The sequence below is a fragment of the Paenibacillus phyllosphaerae genome (genome assembly GCF_014192105.1).
GTDB classification, from domain to species: domain Bacteria; phylum Bacillota; class Bacilli; order Paenibacillales; family Paenibacillaceae; genus Paenibacillus_Z; species Paenibacillus_Z phyllosphaerae.
The window spans coordinates 166,648-187,384 of sequence record NZ_JACHXK010000011.1 but is presented as its reverse complement, the minus strand read 5'-3'; the positions used below and the strand labels follow the sequence as shown (position 1 = coordinate 187,384).

The following is a 20,737-nucleotide window of genomic DNA, read 5'->3' as shown; positions in this document are numbered from 1 at the left end:
AAGCTCCGCAAACCTATCGGTAGACGATAAAAGTAAAGCGCTTACAAAACCATTATAGCATATTCACCGCGAAAAGCGAATGTGACAGGGCGACACAACGAAAGGGATTTGTTGGACGAAAAATATCCCCTTCAGCCGGATGGCCGAAGGGGATTCGTGCTGATGCTTCATAGGAAGAAATGAATTAGTTCACTTTCGTGATGCGGCCTTCGGTTGCGGCTGTAATCGCGCCTTCGCCGAATTTCGCTTTGACATAAGCAATTGTTGCGTCGAGATCGACTGGACCGGCTTCGCGGTTCGTGCCTTTCGTCAGTACCGTGTAGCCGTCGCCGCCTGTTGCCATGAAGTCATTCACGACGATGGTGTACGCAGCGTCGTCTTGCAACGGCGTGCCGTCCGCTTTCTTAATGGATACGATGCGCTCGCCGATCGGCTTCGTCGAATCGTAGCTGTACGTGAAGCCGGACACTTGGCCGATCTTCGCGCCGGTTGCGGTCCATTGTTGATTCATCAGCTCTTTCATCTGAGCGCCGGTCAGCGTCAGCTTGATCAGCACGTTGCCGAATGGCTGGATGCTGAACATGCTGCCATACGTCACTTTGCCTTCAGGCATGTCGTTACGGATACCGCCGGAGTTCATGAAAGCGAAGTCCGATTTCATCGTTTCGCGCATGCCGTCCGCGATCAGGTTGCCCAATGCAGATTCGCCAGCGGCGGTAACCGTACGCGTAATCGCCGCGGTTGTCGTACCGACAGGTGCGTTCATTACAGGCGCGTTCTTATCTTGGTACGACTTGATCATCTCGGCAATCTCGGCGTCCGGCGTTACGCCTTCTCGCTTCACGTCGACAACTTCCGCTTTCGACTTGGAGACGATGATGTTCTTCGTTGCACGGTCAATCGCCAGATCCAGGTCGGAGAATGCCGTACCGTAGGACAATGCTTCGACGACGATTTTGCCATCGACGATCGTATTCAGCTTGCCATGGTCATGGCCGGCCAGGATGACGTCGACTTCGTCGTCAACCGCATTCGCCAGGTCAACCACTTCGCCTGTCGGCGCGCCATTCACCATCGTGAACGGGTCGTGCGCGAGTACGACGATCGAGCGTACGCCTTGTGCTTTCAGTTCTTCAACCGCTTTGTTGACAACGGTTTTCTGATCCAGGAATTTGATGCCTTTAATGGCTTCTGCTTTAACAATGGTTGGCGTAATGTTCGTGACGACGCCGATAAATCCGATCTTCACGCCGCCGACTTCTTTGACCACATAAGGGTCAAGGAGCGGTTTGTCGTTCTCGTCAACGACGTTAGCTGCGACGTAAGGGAACTGTGCGCCTTCGAAATCAGCGCCTGTATCCGGGTTCTTGCCGCCGTTGATCAGACGAAGCATCTCATCAGCGCCGCGGTCGAATTCATGGTTGCCGATCGTGCCAACGTCAAAGCCTAGACGATTCAGGAAGTCGATCGTCGGCTCGTCCCGCAGCAGGGCGGAGACGGGAGCGCTCGCGCCAACCGCGTCGCCCGCATGAACGAGCAAGGTGTTCGGGTTCGTTGCTTCACGTTGTTTCAGGTACGTTGCCAAATATTCCGCGCCGCCTACTGTGGAGACGACTTTGCCTGTTGCGTCCTTCACGTCTTTCTTGTAGTCCAGCTGGCCATGGAAATCATTGATGCCCAGAATCTGAACGGAGATATCGGTGATGAGCGTGTTCACGACTTTCGCCGCTTCCGCGCGCGTCGTCGAAGCTTTCGGCTTGAATGCACCGCCGGCGCCGTTCATCACGCCGCGGTCTACGACCACATCAACCGCTGCTTGCGCCCATTTGCTGATCGCCGCGTTGTCCGAGAAGGAGGCTGCTTGGTCAGCTGTCAGTTTCTGTTTCGCTTGCAGGCTCAGCGCGTTGCCGGCCATAACCGCCATCTGCTCGCGGGTAATCGTCTGCGTCGGCGCAAAAGCCGTCTTGCTTACGCCGCTGACAAGGCCGTTCTCAGCAGCTGCCGTTACATAGGTTGCATACCAAGCGCTAGCCGGTACGTCCTTGAACGTCGATTTGCCGGTTGCCGTCAGGTTCAGCGCCTTCGCCAGCATGGTAGCGAATTCCGCACGCGTAACCGAAGCGCTCGGATCGAACGTCGTGTCGGTCTTACCCGTTACGATCTGCTTCGCTGCCAGCGCGTTCACGGATTCGAATGCCCAATGCGTTGTCGGCACGTCGGAGAACGTCTTGCTCAGGTCGATGTTGAAAATGCCGAAGCCTTTCTCATCCGTCTTGCCGGTATACGCAATGTTGGATGAAGCTTTCGCGTAGTCCGCGCCTTTCGGGGAGGACGTGAAGGTCACATTCACATCGCCGAAGATCGGCGCGATGGACCAGTTGTTGTCCGCCGTCGGGTTGATTTCCTTCTGCTTCGTGATGTAGTCCATCAGGATTTGACGGTTCTCATCCGGGGAGTCGATCAGATATTTGCTGCCTTTCACCCCTGGGAAGTTACCGCCGCCGCCCGCGCGGTAGTTGTTCGTGACGACGATGAATTCCTGATTCGGGTCAAGGGTTTTGCCGTTGTACTTCAGGTTCACGATCCGGCTTGCGCTTGCATTCGCTACCGTGCCGTCCACATTGTATTTCGCCGGCTTCGTCACATCGACTTGGTACGTCACGCCGTCGATTACGTCGAAGTTGTAGACCTGGAATTGCGGGTTAAGGAGCGCCTGCTCTTCCGTCTTGTTCGGATCGATCTGATTGAACTTGCCTGCCGTCATCTCGAGCCATTCCTTCACGACGGAGCCTTTGACGAGAATCGCCTTCAGCGTGTTGTCGTACAGGTACAGGTCGCCTGCGCTCTTGATCGCGAGCGGGCCGGCTTTGATCTCGGTGAACTCTTCCACGCCGTTGCGGCCGGCTTTGAATGGCGCGCCTACGGAGAGGATCGGCGTATCTTTATATTGCGGAAGATTCTTCGCGACATAATCTTCGACGTACGCTCGCTGCGCATTCGTCACGATCTGGATCGAAGGGTCGTCCTGTACGAGCGCGAAGTAGCTGTGAATCGGCGCTGTCGTTGTGCCGATCGGGCTGTTCGCGTATTTGATCGTTGCTTCGTGGTCGGCTTTGACCGCGTCGACGATCGCTTGGTCGGCTTCGACAGTCGGTTTCTTCGCCACGCTGTCGTAGATGGCGCGAGTGGAAGACTTGGAGGTAGCCACTGTCCATTTGCCGTCTGCTTTCTCGAGCGTCAGATCGATGAGGCCGAGGTTGTTGCCGCCGTAACCGGCTTGTACGGCAGGTACGCCGTTGATGGTGCCGTTCGTATTATCAACGCCAGGCAGCGGATTGCCGGAAGCATCCTTGAATAGAGCGTCCAGCGACTTCACGTCTGCGGCAGGGAAAACTTTGTGCGTGTGAGAGAAGGTGATCGCATCGATGCCTTCGACTTTACTGAGCGGGTAGATCGCATCTTCCGCGCCGGTGTTCGCTTGCGCAGAGCCGCTAAAGCCGGAGTGGGTCATCGCGATAATGATGTCCGCGCCTGCTTCTTTCAGCTTCGGAATGAATTTCTCGGCGGTCGCGACGATATCTTTGGCGATAACTTCGCCTTCGAGCCACGTCTTGTCCCACGTCGTGATCTGCGGCGTCACCAGGCCGAGCACGCCGATCTTAACCTTCTGCTCATTGCCTGCTTCATCCTTGAACGTCTTCTCGATGATCTTGTACGGCTCAAATTGGTTCACGTCATTGTCCGGGTTGTTGTCCTTGTCATCGACATAGACATTGGCATTGACGTAAGGGAAGTTCGCGCCTTTGATCGCATTGCTCAAGTAATCAAGGCCGTAGTTGAACTCGTGGTTACCGAAAGTCGCTACGTCATAGCCCATTTGGTTCATCGCTTGATAAACGGTATGAACCTCGCCTTCCTTAAGCGGCGCTACGGTAGCTTTGTATGTACCAAGCGGGGTGCCTTGGATCAAGTCGCCGTTGTCGACGAGGAACGTGTTGCTCACTTCCGCGCGAGCGGCTTTGACCAGGCTGGATGTGCGGATGAGGCCGACGGTGTCGGAAGTTGCATCCTTGTAGTAATCATAGTTCATGATGTTGGTGTGGATGTCCGTCGTTTCCATAATCCGCAGTTTCAGCGTCGAGCTTGCGTCCGCAGCTGTTGCCAAGCCGCCGCTGAAAGGCAGCGCGAGCAAGCTGAACGTCAAGGATGACGCCAGAATCTTGCTGACACGCTTCTTAATAGGTTGTTGCATGCACGAATACCTACCCTTCATGTTATCTATATTTACATAGTCATCATAAAACAGAATAGTAAGAATTGATATACTAAACTTTTTAGTTATTTGTATAAATCGGGTAAACGTTGGTAGTAAATGTAAGTCGGAATAGGAATGAAATAATTAATGGAATTAATAGCGCGTTATTAGGAAGAAAGACACCGGATTCGGTGTCTTGGAACCAAGCATGAGGAATTTACTGGATTATTTCGATGACGCACAAATGTAAGGTGAGTGTGATGAGGGGAATGAAAATTTGTTAATGCGATGAGAGGTTTATCCCCATAAATGCGGGAGTAGCAGCGGGGAGAACAAATTCGTATCGATCGAGCAGTCCTCCGCATCCCTTCCATATTGCCAGCCCCAAACGTGCGCTTCGCACGGCGGCTTAATCGGGTTATAGGCGGGAGCTTCCCGTTCTTTGCTCACGCCGGGTTCAGGCTCGGCGCTCCACAGAATCGTGTGTGCGCTTACCTTCTCGTCTTCGGCCGCGGCGGCACAATAGGCGCTGCTGAATCCGCCTTCGGTCGGGTCGTTGTAGATGCCTGGCTTGAAGTCGCTGTTATAGAAGGTGTTGACCCAGCCGCGAATCCAGGCCGCATCGACGCGGAAGAACCGTTCGACGTTGGCGAAGACGGCGACATTGCGGGGGATGCCCAACCGTCCTGCATGGAAGATGGCGTTGCGGGCGACAGTCTGGCCGTTCTGGTAGCCGACCGCTTCGCGGAAATCGCTGTAGATCGGCAAGATTTTGATCCCGTTATTGCGCAAAAAGGTAACTTCCTGCGCGGTTAATCCGTCCGCCGCGCCGGGGACGGTCTTAATATATCTCCCCCATACTTTCGGGTTGCCGTATGCGTTCTTGACGCAGTTCAGCAATTGCAAATTGGCGGGCGCCGCGGAATCCACGCCCCATACCGGATTGGCCATGCAAGCAGCTCCTTAGAATCGGATGAATGACATTCTATATATATGCAGCTGCCTAAGCGCAGGTTAGCGGCAAGGTCACCCCTGCAAGCAAAGCCTAAATCTGCCTTTCGTTCCTAATGGGTGGTTCTCTTCACTATTCCGTTTGAAATGACGAATATATGTATACGTCTTGCGGATTGGTTTGCGTGTCGAGGATAGACACGCAGCATTCCGCAAAGAGATTGGTTTGCGTGTCGAGGACGGACACGCAGCATTCCGCAAAGAGATTGGTTTGCGTGTCGAAGAAGGACACGCAGCATTCCGCAAAGAGATTGGTTTGCGTGTCGAAGAAGGACACGCAGCATTCCGCAAAAGGATTGGTTTGCGTGTCGAGGACGGACACGCAGCATTCCGCAAAGAGATTGGTTTGCGTGTCGAGGATAGACACGCAGCATTCCGCAAAAGGATTGGTTTTTCTGAAAGTCCGGATATGTACGTCAGAATTTCGCAAGGGAGGTGGTGAGAGAATGAAAAAGGCTATACATCTGGTTATGGCAGCCGTCCTGTTCGCCTCGTTGCTTACGCTAGGAGAATGGGCGATTCGAAAGTATGAGCGCTCACTGCTGGACGCCGTGGACAGCGAGACGCAAATCCAGCTGGCCTCCTGGTCGATGACGCTGCAGGCGGTCGCGGACCGGAATTTCGGGCTGATGGCGAGCTTGGATGCCTATGTCAGCTCCTTCGATCAAGGGCAGACCAAGGACGAGTTCGCGCTGCTGACGAATGCCTTCCTACGGACACTGTACCATTCAACCGGCAGTATTGCCTACAATTTCATCATCGCCCCGGACGGAATCGTGGCGTATGTGTATCCGGAGGAAGGCAATGATTCGATCTTAGGCTGGAACTTCCTTCAGGATCCAAGGCCGAGTGTGAAGAAACAAATTGCGCTTGATATCGCGGATCCTAAAATGCATGTGTACGGTCCCATGAAACTTCTTCAGGGGAATATGGCGATTCTGGCCCGGAAGTCGATTTACCAGGAACGTCATTTTTGGGGACTGGTATCGGTGGCGATTGATCTGGATACGCTGCTCGCCCAAACACGGATATCCGATAAAGGAGCCGCAGGCAGCGAGATTGCCATTCGTGCGGGCGAGGAGCCGGCGTTCTATGGCGATAACGCGATATTCACGGGCAAGCATTTTGCGCATAAGGTTCATTTCCCTCAGACGACGTGGGAGATGGGGGCCGTTCCATCCAAGGCCAGCTTGAAGGAGGTCTACACGCAGACCAACATCGTCCGAGCGATGAGTTTCCTGGCTCTATTGCTGCTTGCGCTAATTTATATGGGGATTCGCCGCCAGCGCGATACGCTTCGGCTCTTGGTCGACCGGCGAACGAAAGAACTTCGCGATTCCAACGATGAGCTGGCTGCGATCAATGATAATCTCGCCGCCGGCGAGCAGGAGTTGCGGGAACAGTATGCACTGCTCGATCAATATGCGGGCGCGCTGCGCGATTCCGAGATACAGCTTAGCCATATGGCCTATCATGACTCGCTGACGGACATCTCGAACAGGGCTTCTTTTCAGAACGGGGTAGAGAGGTTGCTGAGCGGCAAGCCGGAAGGTTTTGCGGCGGCGGTATTGTTCTTCGATCTGGACCGGTTCAAAATGATCAACGACAATTACGGCCATCAGCAAGGTGATCAGATGTTAGTCGAAGTAGCGCATCGAATCAAACGGCTCCATATCGATATGCAGGAATTCGCGCGCTTCGGCGGCGATGAATTCGCGCTCTTGCTGGCGGGTTCCATCGATGAATGCGGTTTGCCTCGTATTCGGTCGGCTGCTGAACGCATTCTGGACGCCTTCGTCGAGCCATTCGACGTGGAAGGAAAAGCCATCTACATGTCACCGAGCATTGGTATCTCCTGCTATCCGGAGGATGGGATTAACCAAGGCACGCTGCTGATGAAAGCCGATATCGCGATGTATCAGGCAAAGCGGGACGGCGGCGGGAGTTATCGGTTCTTCGAGCCGTATATGGAGACCGAATCGATGCAGAAGCTGGAGATGGGCAATCATCTTCGGGAGGCGATGCTGCGCGGGGAACTGGAGGTTTATTATCAGCCGCAGGTGGATTGTACGCAGGGACGTATCTTCGGGATCGAGGCGCTGCTCCGCTGGAATCATACGAAGCGGGGATTTATCTCGCCGGCACAATTCATCCCGCTGGCCGAAGAGCTCAACTTAATCGTGCCGATCGGCGAATGGGTGCTGCGGGAAGCTTGCCAGTATACGAAGAAGCTGCAGCAGGAATATGGCATTCCGCTGCAAATCTCGGTCAATCTGTCGGTGAAGCAGCTGATGGAGAAAGATATCGTCGATAAGGTGCATGCGGTACTCGAGGAAACGGGGCTCAGTCCATCCGACCTGGAACTTGAGATTACGGAGAACATGGCGATGAAGGACGAGCAGCTCGAGACGCTGGGCAAGCTGCGTGAGCTAGGGATTGCCATATCGATCGACGACTTCGGCACCCATTACTCTTCCCTTAGTTACTTGAAGCGATTCCCTGTGACGAAGATCAAGCTGGACCAATTCTTCGTCCGCGGCATCCAGACAGATGAACGGGACAGAGCCATGATTCGCGCCATTATTCTGATGGCCAAATCGTTCCAGCTGCAAATGGTCGCCGAAGGCGTGGAGACGCCGGAGCAAGCGCAGTTCCTGAACGAGAGCGGTTGTGAACTGATCCAGGGCTTCTATTTCTTTAAGCCAATGCCGGCCGATGATGTAAGGCGCGTGCTGCTCGAGAGCCAGGCGGATAAAATAAAACGTTCGCAGTGAACGGCAAAAAAGGGGCCCGCAATCGCAGAAGCGATTGCGGGCCTAAACTCGTTCCTATATAACAAGGGGGGTGTAAGGAGAAGTATAGAGAGCGAAACTTAAATCAACCTGAAATGATTCTAGCCCGCCTGCTCCTTGTTAATCGCGCCAGTTATCTTCTCGTTCTTCGGCTGCTGCTCCCCCTTCAAATAAATATACAGACCGGCAATAATGAAGGCGCCGCCGATGAGCTGCGTGTGCGTCACCATTTCTTTGAAGAGCATCATGCCGAGTATGCTCGCTCCGACCGGTTCGGCAAGTACGGACATCGAGATCGTGGTCGCTTTTACATACGGCATCAGCCAATTGAAGATCAGATGACCGAACACGGTAGGAATGATCGCCAGCAGCAGGAACACGATCCATTCGCGCGATGGATAATCGAACATCTCGATTCCCATGGCGATGTTGTAGCCGGCGAAGCAGACAAAGGTGACGAAGAACACGATCAAGCTGTATAGATAGGAAGGCACGCGCGTCATGATCTGCTTGGCGATGAGCATGTTGATCGCAACGGCGACGGTCCCTAAGAAAGACAGTAGGTCGCCGAATACCGCTTCGCGCGAGACGCTCATGTCGCCGGACCCGACGCAGATCGCGCCGGCCAGGGCGATAATCATCCCGAAGATAGCCAGACGGCTCGCTCTATCCTTGAAGAGGAAGAAGGTGCCGATCATGACGAGCACCGGCTCCAGCGACAGCAGAATCGTCGAGCTTGCAATGGAGGTGTAGGTTAAGGAAGCCATCCAGAGCAAGAAGTGAAGCGCTAGGAAGAATCCGGCGAAGAACAAGAGCATCCAGTCCTTGCCGGAGATACGTCGAATCGCGGGAAAGTGCTTGCTTCCGAACGGAAGCATGAGCAGGAAGGTCAGCAGCATGCGGTACATGCCTTGGACGGATACCGGCGCGTCCGAATAGCGGACGAGAATCGGCGCGAATGAGATGGCGACCATGCCGACGAGAAGCGGGATGATCGGCGCAATCGGTGGTGCGGGATGTTTCACGGCAGCGTCTCCTAAGATGTAAGTGTAGATACAGACATTCTATTCTACTGCCGCGCATACGAAAGAGCAAGCGCCAAATCCAGGCGTCAGGCCGCCTTAATCTGAGCGTTCGCGCGGGTTATGACCTGGGCGATCTGCTGCTCGTAACCAAGAATCTGCTGCTTGCTCGCGTTGATCTGGCCGGAGAGGGAGATGCATAAGGTGAGCGCAGCGAGGGTGCTGGCCGCGTCGGTCTTGCGAGCGGCGCTCGTAAAATTGCTCCATGACGTCGTCAGGTTCTTCTTCGGTACCTTCATCGTACTCTTGACGGCTTTAATCTTCGTCTCGAGCGGCTCGATCGCTTCCAATGTCGTGCGGATCGTCTTCGTCTTCTTCGCCAGACTCTCCTTGGCTGCGGTCAGGGCCGCCTGCTTATTGCGGATATCCGCCCGGGCAAGGGCCACGGCGGCCTTCATCGCATCCTGCTGTGCCCGAAGAATGGCCGTGAGCTCCTTGCTCCCCAGCTGGCGGGCCAAATTAACCTGTTGCGTAAGCGCGCTGTACGAATTAAAGAGCGGCTCGTACTTCTTCTTCGCCGTATCCACTTGTGCGGTCAGCTGCGCGATCTTGGCCGCGTCGATCAGCTTGATCTGCTTCTTCGCGGCTGACAGCGCCTCGGCGTTACGATAATGCTGTGAATCTACGCTAGCCTCAATCTGCCCGTCCTTCACCTGTAGGGCGGAGAGCTCATTCCAGCCATTCTTCAGCTTCTGGCTGATGGTAGGGCTGGCAGCCGCCGCAGTCTTATCGAGCGAGGTCTTGGCCGTGTTCGTCATGGACAGCGCAGCGGCCGTCGACATCGGCTGGAATGCGGCAACCAGCAAGCACAGCAGCACTCCCCAGTACATCAATCGCTTCATAGGTAACTCCTCCTCGAGCCCGCAAGCGAACGCAAAAAAGCACCGGTCGCAATAAAGGCTGATGACAGCCTCTATGCGCCGGTGCTTCCGTTCGCAATTAGGGTTATGCGCACATTTTATCGAACGTACGTACGCGTGTCAAGTGACTAATTTCCAAATCCATCCTTGCCTGAACCGGAATATCCATGCCTTCTAACGGAAAGTCCATTCAAGATCGGTCGAAAATCAATAGACTAAATGATAATGATAATAGTTATCAATTGAATCATCAGGAAAAGGAACGAGCTCATGCGTACACGTTATTTGTGGGCAGCGCTTATCGTGCTGTCGGTTTGCTCCATATTCATCGGTGTCCACGATGTCAGTCCGCTAGACCTGCTGCGCCTGACGGACGATCAGACGCAAGTGATACTGATCAGCCGGATTCCGCGTCTGATCGCCATCCTAATTGCCGGCGTCAGCATGAGTATCATCGGTCTCATCATGCAGCAGCTTAGCCGCAATAAATTCGTCTCGCCATCGACGGCAGGGACGATGGACTCCGCAAGCTTGGGCTTGCTGGTCGGAATTCTGCTGCTGCCGGCAGCCACGCCGCTGCAGAAGATGTCGTTCGCGTTTCTGTTCGCGTTGGCCGGCACATTCGTATTCATGAAAATCCTGGACCGCGTCAAATACAAGGACAGCGTCTTCATCCCGTTGGTCGGCATGATGTACGGCGGGGTGATCGGGTCGGTCACGACGTTCTTCGCCTATAAGCACGATCTGCTCCAGACGCTCGGCTCCTGGCTGCACGGTGATTTCTCCATGGTGCTCAAGGGACGCTACGAACTGCTCTATCTGAGCGTGCCGCTCATCATTCTGGCTTATATCTTTGCCAATAAGTTTACGGTGGCGGGCATGGGCGAGGACTTCTCGCTGAACCTGGGCCTGAATTACAAGCGGGTGGTCAACATCGGACTAGTGATCGTCTCGCTGGTATGCGCGGTCGTCATTCTGACGGTCGGCACCATTCCGTTCCTGGGCCTCATCATTCCGAATATCGTCACGATCTATCAGGGCGATCATCTGAAGAAAAATTTGACCCATACGGCTCTGCTCGGCGCGGTCTTCCTGCTGTTCTGCGACATTGTTGGCCGTGTCGTGCTCTATCCGTACGAAATTTCGATCGGTCTTACGGTTGGTGTCCTCGGAAGCGGCATCTTCCTTTACTTGCTTATGAGGAGAAAGGCATATGGGTTATAAGTCCAAAATCGCGCTGCTGGCCGCCGTCAGCGTGCTGCTCGTCATCGTATTCATGACGATTCAATCCGGCGGCAACTGGGATTACATCCTGCCGCGCCGGGCGAAGAAGATTCTCGCGATCATCCTGACCGGCGGTGCGATCGCCTTCTCGACGGTCGTGTTCCAGACCATTACCAACAACAAGATCCTGACGCCGAGCATCATCGGCCTCGATTCGCTCTATATGCTGATTCAGACGTTCATCGTCTATTTGTTCGGTTCGACCACGCTCGTCATGATGGACAAGAACGTACACTTCCTGCTCTCGGTCGGAATGATGGTGCTGTTCGCGGGACTGCTGTACAAGATGCTCTTCAAGCGGGAAGGCAGGGGGATCTACTTCCTGCTGCTCGTCGGGATCATCTTCGGGACGTTCTTCTCGAACATCGCTTCCTTCATGCAGATGCTGATCGATCCGAATGAGTTTCTCGTGCTGCAGAACAAGATGTTCGCCAGCTTCAATAACGTGAACACGGACTTGTTGGTTATCTCGATTGTGGTCGCTGCTTGCGCCGTCGCGTATTTCCTTCGTTATGCCAAATATCTGGACGTCCTTGCGCTCGGCAAGGATCATGCGGTGAACCTGGGGCTGCCTTATGACGCGGTGGTCAAACGGCTGCTGCTCGTCGTCTCCGTGCTGGTGGCGATCTCGACCGCGCTGGTCGGGCCGATTACCTTCCTCGGCCTCCTGGTCGTGAATATTACGTACCCGCTCATGCGGACTTACCGCCATAGCGTCCTTATTCCAAGTTCGATCCTGATCAGCATCGTAACGCTGATCGGCGGGCAGCTGATCGTCGAACGGGTGTTCACGTTCTCGACAACATTGGCCGTCATCATCAATTTCATCGGCGGCATTTACTTCATCTATCTTGTCTTAAAGGAGAATCGGTCGTGGTCGTAGTCAAAGGCGTATCCAAGCGGTACGGAGATAAGAATGTCATCGACAACGTCTCAGTGGAAATCAAACGAGGGGCGATCACCTCGTTCATCGGTCCGAACGGCGCTGGCAAAAGCACGCTCTTGTCCATCATCAGCCGGCTGCTGACGAAGGACAGCGGCGAGGTGCTGATCGACGGGCAGGAAGTCTCGAACGCGAACAGTACCGAGCTTGCGAAGAAAATCTCGATTCTGAAGCAGTCCAATCATATCAATGTCCGGCTTACGGTCAGGGAGCTGGTCAGCTTCGGCCGGTTTCCCTACTCGCAGGGAAGGCTGTCGAAGGAGGATTGGCGGTATGTGGATGAAGCGATTGCCTACATGGATCTGACGAGCATGCAGGATAAGTATCTCGATCAACTGAGCGGTGGCCAGAACCAGCGGGCATTCATCGCCATGGTCATCGCGCAGAACACCGAATACATCTTGCTCGACGAACCGCTCAACAACCTGGATATGAAGCATTCCGTCCAGATTATGAAGGTGCTTCGAAGGCTGGTCGACGAGATGGGCAAGACCGTCATTCTCGTTATCCACGATATTAATTTCGCCTCCTGCTATTCCGACTACATCGTCGCTTTGAAGGATGGCCGGGTCGTCCGCGAAGGGGAGACCGACGAGATTATCGACACGGCCGTACTGCAGGAGGTCTACGATATGAATATTCCGATCGAGACCATTAACGGTCACCGCATAGGCGTTTACTTCGCCTAAAGTCGGCTGGTCCGGACAGGGCCCGTCCGGTCCGCCTGATTCAAGGGCGATGAAACCATAGAAGTAAGCCAATTCATTGAACAAAGGGGTAGAACAAAGTGAAGAAGAAGGCACTATTGGCAGTTTTAACATTCGTGCTCATGTTTGTCCTGGCAGCATGCGGCAATAGCGCAAGCAACAATACGAATACAGCCGAAGGCAATACGGCTGAGCAGACGACGGCAGCAGGGAACGCGGGGACGACCGAGGAAGCAGCCGAGCCTGCGGAAGAAGCGCCGACGGAAGTAACGATCAAGCACCAGCTTGGCGAAGCGACGGTTAAAGTAAACCCATCGAAAGTCGTCGTATTCGATAACGGCGTACTCGATACGCTCGATAAGCTGGGCATTCCGGTGACGGCTGTGCCGAAGGATAGCCTGCCGTCGTATCTGGAAGCCAAATACAACGTAGACACGGTGGAGAACGCGGGAACGCTGTTCGAGCCGGACTTCGAGAAGCTGGCTGCGCTGCAGCCGGAAGTCATCTTCATCTCCGGCCGTGCGTCGGAAGCGTATGAAGAACTGAACAAAATCGCGCCAACGATCTACCTCGGCGTCGACACGGCTCGTTACCTGGAATCCTTCACGGAGAACATGAACGTCATCGGTCAAGTCTTCGGCAAGGAAGCGGAGATGGCAACCGAGCTTGCGGCAATCAACGACAAGATCAAATCGGTTAACGAAGCGGCGGCCGCAAGCGGCAAGAAAGGTCTGATCGTCCTGACGACAGGCGGCAAACTGAGCGCGTACGGCAAAGGTTCCCGTTTCGGCATCATTCATGACGTCCTGGGCGTCGCTCCGGCGGATGACAAGATCGAATCCTCCACGCACGGCCAAAGCGTAACGAGCGAGTATATCGCACAGACGAACCCGGACTATCTGTTCGTTATCGACCGTGACGCCGTCGTTGAGAGCGAAGGCGGATCCAAAGGCCAGGAAGTCATCGAGAACGATCTGGTGAAGAACACGAACGCTTATAAGAACGGCGCAATCAAGTACCTGGATCCGAACTATTGGTACCTATCCGGCGGCGGTCTGCAGTCGGTCATGCAAATGGTTACTGACGTCGAAGCCGGCGTGAAATAAAAGAAGTGCTAAAGGAAGACCGCCAACCTGTTCGGGTTGACGGTCTTTTGCAAATATAAGCATTTATAAGTTATACGTTTATAAATCATCTTCTATTTCTCCGGAATGAAACGCGCCTACGCCATCAAAGACGGCGTTAGCCGTTTCACCTTGCGTGCGGTGACGCAAGCGTGGGGCTAAAGTCGTGGTTCGATCTGAATTTGACAATGATAATTATTCTCATTTAAAATGATGCTATCACACACGCGGGAGTGAAGAGGATGTCACAGCTAGATTTGCGTCGTTTATCCTTAAACTACAGCGGTGCGGAAGAGCTTCGGATCGAAGGCGGCTCTAAGGTGCAGGTGCAGACTAGCCATGAGGACGCTTTCGTCTATGCGATGAAGGAAGGAATCGCCATTACGGCCAAGATTGGCGGTAAGCGCCGCTCGGGCAAGCTGCTCAGCGGAGAGCTGGTCCTGCTTCCTTACGGCACGGAATGCACCATGGAGAGTACGGCGAAGCATGAGTCCCATGTGGTGTTCATCCGGTTCCGTCGCAATTGGCAGGATGTAGGGGAAGGGGCGGAGCCGGTGCTCGGCAAAGGCGGCATTCAGAAGCTCTATATCTTCCGCATGCCGCAGATCCGCAGTTGGATTCAAGACTTCTTAAGCGACGGCGGCAGCCGGGATGAGCCGCTCTATTACCAGCTTCAGTCTCATTTGTACGCAATCGCCTCTGCCCTGCTAACGAGCGTCCGCAACCGGAAAGAACCGGAAGAGGATGTGTATGAGTATGTGGAGCAGACGCGCAAATATATGGTCGAGCAGTTCCATAAGCCGATCGACGTGGAGCAGCTCGCCGCACAGTCGGGTTCCAGCGCCAGCCGGTTCTATCAATCGTTCCGGCGCTATACGGGGCTTAGCCCGCACAAGTATTTGACCAAGGTTAGGCTGGACGCCTCGCTGCGTCTGCTGGCAGGGGCGCATGATACCGTCATGGATGTCGCCCACTCGGTCGGGTATGTCGACGAATTTTATTTCAGCCGCCTGTTCAAGAAACATCTCGGGCTTAGTCCCACCGAGTATGCGCAGCTGGCCGCATGCCGCGTAGCTACGCTGAGCGCAGTCTTCGAAGGCGATCTTGCCGCGCTCGGACTCACCCCTGTATTCGGGGTTAAGCGCAAGTGGGCGGAGGAGCTTCGGGAAGGGATCGGACTCGCCGAGAAGCTGGAGGCGATCGCGGCCGCACAACCGGACCTCATTCTGACCGGACCGGTGCCTGCCGCGATCTTCGAGGCGCTGTCTGCCATCGCGCCGACGGTTGAGCTCCACTGGAAGCGGATCTCCTGGAAGGAGCGGCTGCAGAATATCAGCGACCTGCTGGGACTTGGCACCGTTGCGGAGCGCTGGCTGAGCTACTATGATCAGAAGGTGGAGAATGCGCGCTGCCATGTGCGCAGGCGGATCGGCAACGACCCGCTGCTGCTGGTTATCGCGCAAGGCGAGGGGTACCGGGTCTACGGCACGCAGATGCAGAAGATGAAGGATCTGTTCTATGATGACCTGCAGGTGACGCCGCCGCCCAAGGTGCGGGAGCTTAAATTCATGGACACCGACAATCTCGACGATATTGCCAAGCTGGGCTGCGATAACGTCATGTTCTTCGTGGACGAGCTCGAATCCGAGGCCTATTGCCAGCAGCTGGAGGAACAGTGGCGCGCGAAGAAACGAGGCCGTGCCAAGCAGCACTGCCTGTTCGTTCGTTACCAGGAGCATATCAATTATAATGCCGCCGTCCATGAACGGTTGGTCGAAGAGACCGTATTGAAGCTGCTTGAGAGCGGTTAGGGAACGGAAGTTGAGAAGAACCGCCGAAGGCTGCCCGAGCCTTTGACGGTTTTTTGTTTTAAATCAAACTATTCAACTTGTTTCATGTTTATGGTAAAAAGGTAGGATGGAAGAGAAACGCATAGCGGTTTTCCAGGCAGGGTACAATGCATAGCGATAACCATGATTCGGTAGAAAGCGGTGGCTAGGATGGAGAAGAAATTTGTTCGAGAGACAAGATGCTTCAAGGTAGCGCGGGTATTCCCGACCGATGTGAACAATCATAATACGCTGTTCGGCGGCAAGCTGATGTCCTATATAGACGATATCGCCTCCATATCCGCCTCCAAGCTGTGCCGTACGTCCGCGGTTACGGCCTCGACGGACTCCGTCGACTTCCTGCAGCCGATACGCCCGACGGATTCGGTGTCGTTGGAATCGTTCGTCACCTATACGGGACGAAGCTCGATGGAGATCTTCGTCAAGGTCATCCGCGAGGATCTGTTAAGCGGCGAGCGGAAGATCGCGGCTACCTCCTTCCTGACGTTCGTGGCGCTCGACGAGAACAATCGGCCGATCGTGGTGCCCGATATTGTACCGGAGACGGAAGAGGAGCACAAGCTATACGAAACGGCTGTCGAACGGGCTCAGATGCGCAAGCACCGCCGCGAAGAAAGCAAGAAATTTGCCGATTACCTGCTAACCAAGTATCCTTGGGAGTAGGGACGCTGTCTGAAGTTCGAGGCAGGGAATGCAGCGAGCCGCTGCCCCTGCTTTTTTGTGCTGTATAGCGAATGCGAGCCGAAGGAAAAAGGTTTTTAACCATGCCAGGAAAAGGACATGCTAACGATAGCGCATAATCGCAAATGTTGGCGATAGAAGGAGGTGCTGCCCTGCGTGCATGATCTTTCCCTGCATAATTTCAACTACTGGTCACGACGCATTCTAATCTCCTATGGCATTGTCGTGCTGTTCTCGCTTGCGGCAGAGACGATGGCCTGGTTAATCACGCGCAAACTGTCCGACGGGCTGCAGATGGATTTTCTGATCGACTTCATCGTCATTCCGACCTCAATCCAGCTCTCATTCATTGCGATAACCTTTTTGGTCGTAAAATGGGCGAATAAGACCCTCTCGATTTATTTTCTTATGCTGTGCGGATTCGTGATATCCCTTACGCTCATCCTGACGCATCCCGCCGTAGACGGCCTTGAACTCACGCTGCTGCTGCCTATGGCAATCGCCTTGATCTTCTTCCGGATGCGCGTGCTGGTTGCGAGCTTCATCCTGAGCCTGGTGGCGTACATGGCGATCTATTTTTGGATGCCGGATTTCAAGGACCGCATTCTGGAATTCGAGTTTATCTCTTACGCCTGTATCCTGTGCGCAGGCTACACGATCTACTATGCGGTGATGCAACGGGAGATTGAAGTGTTAAGCTCGCTGCGAAGGGCCATCGATACGGAGCAGGAGCTGCGGATCGAGAAGACGATCATCGATAAGCTGTCGAAGACGGATGCGCTTACGGGGCTGTATAATCATCGGACCTTCCAAGAATATCTGGACCATCTGGTGGACCAAGCTACCCGGTATCCGTTGCCGATTCAGCTGGCGATTATCGATATCGATCACTTCAAGAGCATTAATGACAGCTATGGCCATAGTATCGGAGATATCATTCTGCGCCGCGTTGCCGAGCTGATCCATGACGCTGTAACGGTCAATGACATCGTTGCCCGTTATGGAGGCGAGGAGTTCGCGATTATCTTCACAGGCAAATCGCTGGAGGAAACGTATCAGATGGTGGAGGATATGCGACTTGCGATCAGCCAGGTCCAACATCCGGAGATGAACGGACGCGTCGCTACGATCAGCGCGGGGCTGCAGGATTATTCGCCCGGACTAAGCAAGTCGGAGTTGTTCGCGCAAGCGGATAAGCTGCTCTATGAGGCGAAGCGGGAAGGGCGGAACCGGACGGCCATGCAGGCTTGAGGTTCAACGGGGGCGAGGAACGGGAATGTTCGAGCCGTGGCCCAAACGAGAAGAAAGCCGGCCTGCATCCAGTAGCAGCCGGCTTTCCTCCCCTTACGGCAAGAAACGATGAAGCATTACCGCCTCTTCATTTCGAAAAACTCGCACTCCTTGCGCGAATGATAGGCGACGTCGCTGACAGACGACTGGACAACGACGGTCTGATCGTCGAAGCGGACGATAACGCCGTCCGTATCGATGACATGATCATCGCGAAATACGCGAAGCCGCGCTTGCTTGTCCATCGCTTCGGTGAAATCCTGATCGCTCAGCAGCTTGTGGACATGTGCCATATTCGCTCCTCCTTCTGCTCTTGGCGGCCATTCCTTTGTGCTATTGTAACCCGTCGAAAGGGCAATGCACAAATTGGGAATAGCGCAATCAGGCGGCTGCTGAACACTATCACTTCTCCTAGCGTCAGGAACGACTAGACAGACTTTTGGCATGGACGTTATAATGGCCCTGAATGCACTTACAATGACAAGAAGTGTTAGCTCTTCAATAGGACAGGCTTGATTGATTATGACATCTTAGCGAGTTGGAGGGAGACGCGTGCAACACCATATGACTTCTACACGGCTCCTGCTGCTTCTGTCCATGGTTCTCTACATAGGCCTGCAATTCATAATGCCCATGCAAGGGGAAAGTTTCATCGGCTTCATCGCCCTCATGAATGTGGTTCCTCCGTTATATTCCGTATACGTGCTCCGCAGGGCAGCATCAATGCTCCCGGGTGCGTACGGCCTCTTCTGGCGGCTGCTGTCCTGGTTCTGCCTGCTGTATGGGGCGGCCTCCGCGGTTTGGTATGGCTGTTATCTCCTCCTTGGCCATGTGCCGCCTTCGCCGAATGCGGCGGACTTCATCTGGAATATTCAAGCGCTGCTGCTTCCCGTCGCCATTATATGCCTTCTCTTCAATAAACGAACGCTCTACCGCGGCCTGCGTTACTTGTTCGACGCGCTTACCGTCGTTCTCGTGCTGAATACGCTCTGCTGGAGTTATGTCATTCTGCCGAGCCTCTATGCGATCAAACGCCATATGGATTGGATCACCTTCATCGGCACGTCGCTGTTCCCGGTGTATGACCTGATCAGCCTCTGTATGATCATCACCTTATTCTTTGCTTATCGCAGCTTCCTCCCGGTCCGTACCTGGATCATGCTGGGAGCGGCTGTTATTCTGCTGGGGATCTCGGATTCCATTAATATCATGCTGCTCGCCAAGGGGCTTCCGTTTATAGGAAGCTGGTCAGCGGTCGTCTATAACTTCGGTCTGCTGCTGCTCCCGCTCGCTGCGCTGAATGGCAAAGGCGAGGAAGCGGACAACGACGCGTTGAAGCCAGCGCCTGTGAAGCGCAGCGCCTTCATGCGGCTGTATGTGCCTGGCTTTAGCTTCGCGGCGCTCATGGTGATGGCGCTCGATCAAGTGCGGGTCTGGAACGGTCTGATGATCGGCGGCGGCGCGGCCGTGCTGCTTATTCTCGTCCGTCAGGTGCTCATGCTGAAGGAGAACGAGTCCTTGGTGGAGCGTTCCGAACAACTGGTCAGGCAGTACGAATATATGGCGAACCACGATATGTTGTCCGGACTTCCGAACCGCCGTTATTTTGAGGAACGGGTGCGGCATGCGCTTCAGGCGAAGGACTCGCCAACGATCACGGCGGTCATGCTGCTGGATATGGACCGGTTCAAATATGCCAATGATACATACGGCCATTCGGCCGGCGATCAAATTATCCGTCAGGCGGCGCAAAGGCTCACCGAGGTAATCGACGGCTGCGGGACGGTGGCGAGGCAGAGCGGGGACGAGTTCGCGATCTTGCTCGAGTGCGAGACGCAGCCGGGTCAGCTCTCGCTATGGGCGGACCGCATTCAAGGCGCCATGGCTAGACCTTTCGAGTTACATGAGCATATCGAGTATTTGCTGACGGTGAGCATCGGAATCGCGTTCGCTCAAGCGGGAGCGACGGAGCTCGAACTGATGCGCAAGGCCGATCTGGCCTTGTACCGGGCGAAGAGCCAGGGCGGGGGCAGACAGGTCTTCTATCAGGAGGAAATGTCCCATTCCCTTACGCGCCAGCTGGCGATGGAACAGGCGCTGCGCAAGGCGATCGAACAGAATGAGCTGCTACTGCACTACCAGCCGCAGTTCGCCGCGGAGAGTCAAGCGCTCATCGGCGCTGAGGCGCTGATCCGCTGGCAGCCGAAGAACGGTCCATCGGTGTCGCCGGCCGTGTTCATTCCCATCGCGGAGGAGACGGGACTGATTGTCCCGATCGGCAATTGGGTGACGCGAACCGCCTGCAGGCAGGCGGTCGCTTGGATGCAGCAGGGGCTGAGTCAGCCGTTCCTTATTTCGGTCAATGTCTCGCTGCGCCAGTTTCAGGAGCCGGATTTTGTCGCCAGCATCATCGCGATTCTGGAGGAAACGACGCTCCCGCCGGAATTGCTCGTGCTGGAAATTACCGAGAGCATAGCCATGTCGGATGAACGTGAAGCCGTGGAGAAGCTGCTTGCCTTGAAAGACAGAGGCATCCAGATCGCGATGGATGATTTCGGGACCGGCTATTCCTCGCTGGCTGTGCTGAAGCGGTATCAAGTGGACAAGCTGAAGATCGATCAAGCTTTCGTGCGGGACATCGGCGAGAACGAAGAGCAGTCCACCATTATTGAAGCGATTCTCGCCATGGCGGCCAGCTTGAAAGTCGAGGTTATTGCCGAAGGCGTGGAGACGCATAGCCAGTATCTGTTCCTGAAGGAGCGGGGCTGCGGGGCCATCCAGGGGTATTACTTCGGCAAGCCGCTTGCGGTAGCCGATTTTGAAGGGCGTTTTTTACGCTGATTGGTTTGCCTCCCGAG

General features: G+C 54.7%; 15 protein-coding genes. 10 read left to right on the top strand and 5 right to left on the bottom strand.

The features are described 5' to 3' along the window. Positions 1 to 184: 184 nt before the first annotated feature. Together FHS18_RS21605 and FHS18_RS21600 are read right to left on the bottom strand one after the other, a co-directional pair. Positions 185 to 4,252, bottom strand: coding sequence for a bifunctional 2',3'-cyclic-nucleotide 2'-phosphodiesterase/3'-nucleotidase (locus tag FHS18_RS21605; protein ID WP_183602454.1), 4,068 nt, complete (start codon positions 4,250 to 4,252; stop codon positions 185 to 187). Positions 4,253 to 4,552: 300 nt separating this feature from the next. Continuing rightward, positions 4,553 to 5,206, bottom strand: coding sequence for a glycoside hydrolase domain-containing protein (locus FHS18_RS21600; RefSeq protein WP_183602453.1), 654 nt, complete (start codon positions 5,204 to 5,206; stop codon positions 4,553 to 4,555). 226 nt (positions 5,207 to 5,432) lie between these two features. Between FHS18_RS21600 and FHS18_RS21595 the strand changes: the two genes are divergently transcribed. Further along, the gene (locus FHS18_RS21595) at positions 5,433 to 5,708 is read left to right on the top strand and encodes a hypothetical protein (RefSeq protein WP_183602452.1); all 276 of its coding nucleotides are present in this window, start codon (positions 5,433 to 5,435) and stop codon (positions 5,706 to 5,708) included. A 4-nt stretch (positions 5,709 to 5,712) separates the two neighbouring features. Continuing rightward, entirely contained in the window at positions 5,713 to 8,040 is a 2,328-nt protein-coding gene (locus FHS18_RS21590; RefSeq protein WP_183602451.1) for a bifunctional diguanylate cyclase/phosphodiesterase, read from the top strand. A gap of 119 nt (positions 8,041 to 8,159) precedes the next feature. On the opposite strand, the gene FHS18_RS21585 is transcribed toward FHS18_RS21590, so the two are convergent. Together FHS18_RS21585 and FHS18_RS21580 are read right to left on the bottom strand one after the other, a co-directional pair. Beyond that, positions 8,160 to 9,083: a DMT family transporter gene (locus FHS18_RS21585; protein ID WP_343060619.1), complete on the bottom strand. Its 924-nt coding sequence runs from the start codon at positions 9,081 to 9,083 to the stop codon at positions 8,160 to 8,162. An 86-nt stretch (positions 9,084 to 9,169) separates the two neighbouring features. Next, positions 9,170 to 9,982, bottom strand: a complete 813-nt coding sequence (locus tag FHS18_RS21580) for a hypothetical protein (protein ID WP_183602450.1) — start codon at positions 9,980 to 9,982, stop codon at positions 9,170 to 9,172. Between the two features lie 288 nt (positions 9,983 to 10,270). On the opposite strand from FHS18_RS21580, the gene FHS18_RS21575 reads away from it, so the two are divergent. The 7 genes from FHS18_RS21575 (at position 10,271) to FHS18_RS35245 (ending at position 17,840) form a co-directional block, all read left to right on the top strand. After that, the gene (locus FHS18_RS21575; protein WP_183602449.1) at positions 10,271 to 11,224 is read left to right on the top strand and encodes an ABC transporter permease; all 954 of its coding nucleotides are present in this window, start codon (positions 10,271 to 10,273) and stop codon (positions 11,222 to 11,224) included. Then, on the top strand, positions 11,214 to 12,167 hold the full coding sequence (locus tag FHS18_RS21570; RefSeq protein ID WP_183602448.1) for an iron chelate uptake ABC transporter family permease subunit: 954 nt from the start codon (positions 11,214 to 11,216) through the stop codon (positions 12,165 to 12,167). Before FHS18_RS21575 ends, FHS18_RS21570 begins: the two co-directional genes overlap by 11 nt. Further along, entirely contained in the window at positions 12,158 to 12,916 is a 759-nt protein-coding gene (locus tag FHS18_RS21565) for an ATP-binding cassette domain-containing protein (RefSeq protein ID WP_183602447.1), read from the top strand. Before FHS18_RS21570 ends, FHS18_RS21565 begins: the two co-directional genes overlap by 10 nt. A 140-nt stretch (positions 12,917 to 13,056) precedes the next feature. Then, complete coding sequence (locus tag FHS18_RS21560; RefSeq protein WP_183602482.1) at positions 13,057 to 14,040, top strand: siderophore ABC transporter substrate-binding protein; 984 nt, start codon at positions 13,057 to 13,059, stop codon at positions 14,038 to 14,040. A 260-nt stretch (positions 14,041 to 14,300) separates the two neighbouring features. Next, positions 14,301 to 15,869, top strand: coding sequence for an AraC family transcriptional regulator (locus FHS18_RS21555; RefSeq protein WP_183602446.1), 1,569 nt, complete (start codon positions 14,301 to 14,303; stop codon positions 15,867 to 15,869). A gap of 189 nt (positions 15,870 to 16,058) precedes the next feature. After that, a complete protein-coding gene (locus FHS18_RS21550) occupies positions 16,059 to 16,571 on the top strand; it encodes an acyl-CoA thioesterase (protein WP_183602445.1) in 513 nt (170 codons plus the stop codon). A gap of 174 nt (positions 16,572 to 16,745) precedes the next feature. After that, the gene (locus FHS18_RS35245) at positions 16,746 to 17,840 is read left to right on the top strand and encodes a diguanylate cyclase (RefSeq protein ID WP_183602444.1); all 1,095 of its coding nucleotides are present in this window, start codon (positions 16,746 to 16,748) and stop codon (positions 17,838 to 17,840) included. A 116-nt stretch (positions 17,841 to 17,956) separates the two neighbouring features. Here FHS18_RS35245 and FHS18_RS21540 read toward each other — a convergent pair whose 3' ends face one another. After that, complete coding sequence (locus tag FHS18_RS21540) at positions 17,957 to 18,172, bottom strand: hypothetical protein (RefSeq protein ID WP_183602443.1); 216 nt, start codon at positions 18,170 to 18,172, stop codon at positions 17,957 to 17,959. Positions 18,173 to 18,431: 259 nt separating this feature from the next. Between FHS18_RS21540 and FHS18_RS35240 the strand changes: the two genes are divergently transcribed. Further along, entirely contained in the window at positions 18,432 to 20,720 is a 2,289-nt protein-coding gene (locus FHS18_RS35240) for an EAL domain-containing protein (RefSeq protein WP_183602442.1), read from the top strand. The last annotated feature ends 17 nt before the right edge of the window (positions 20,721 to 20,737 follow it).

Bases quoted from the DNA above. Each gene is read 5' to 3' on its own strand.
- FHS18_RS21605 (WP_183602454.1), bottom strand. From the start codon at position 4,252: ATGCAACAACCTATTAAGAAGCGTGTCAGCAAGATTCTGGCGTCATCC.
- FHS18_RS21600 (WP_183602453.1), bottom strand. From the start codon at position 5,206: ATGGCCAATCCGGTATGGGGCGTGGATTCCGCGGCGCCCGCCAATTTG.
- FHS18_RS21590 (WP_183602451.1), top strand. From the start codon at position 5,713: ATGAAAAAGGCTATACATCTGGTTATGGCAGCCGTCCTGTTCGCCTCG.
- FHS18_RS21580 (WP_183602450.1), bottom strand. From the start codon at position 9,982: ATGAAGCGATTGATGTACTGGGGAGTGCTGCTGTGCTTGCTGGTTGCC.
- FHS18_RS21575 (WP_183602449.1), top strand. From the start codon at position 10,271: ATGCGTACACGTTATTTGTGGGCAGCGCTTATCGTGCTGTCGGTTTGC.
- FHS18_RS21570 (WP_183602448.1), top strand. From the start codon at position 11,214: ATGGGTTATAAGTCCAAAATCGCGCTGCTGGCCGCCGTCAGCGTGCTG.
- FHS18_RS21560 (WP_183602482.1), top strand. From the start codon at position 13,057: ATGTTTGTCCTGGCAGCATGCGGCAATAGCGCAAGCAACAATACGAAT.
- FHS18_RS21555 (WP_183602446.1), top strand. From the start codon at position 14,301: ATGTCACAGCTAGATTTGCGTCGTTTATCCTTAAACTACAGCGGTGCG.
- FHS18_RS21550 (WP_183602445.1), top strand. From the start codon at position 16,059: ATGGAGAAGAAATTTGTTCGAGAGACAAGATGCTTCAAGGTAGCGCGG.
- FHS18_RS21540 (WP_183602443.1), bottom strand. From the start codon at position 18,172: ATGGCACATGTCCACAAGCTGCTGAGCGATCAGGATTTCACCGAAGCG.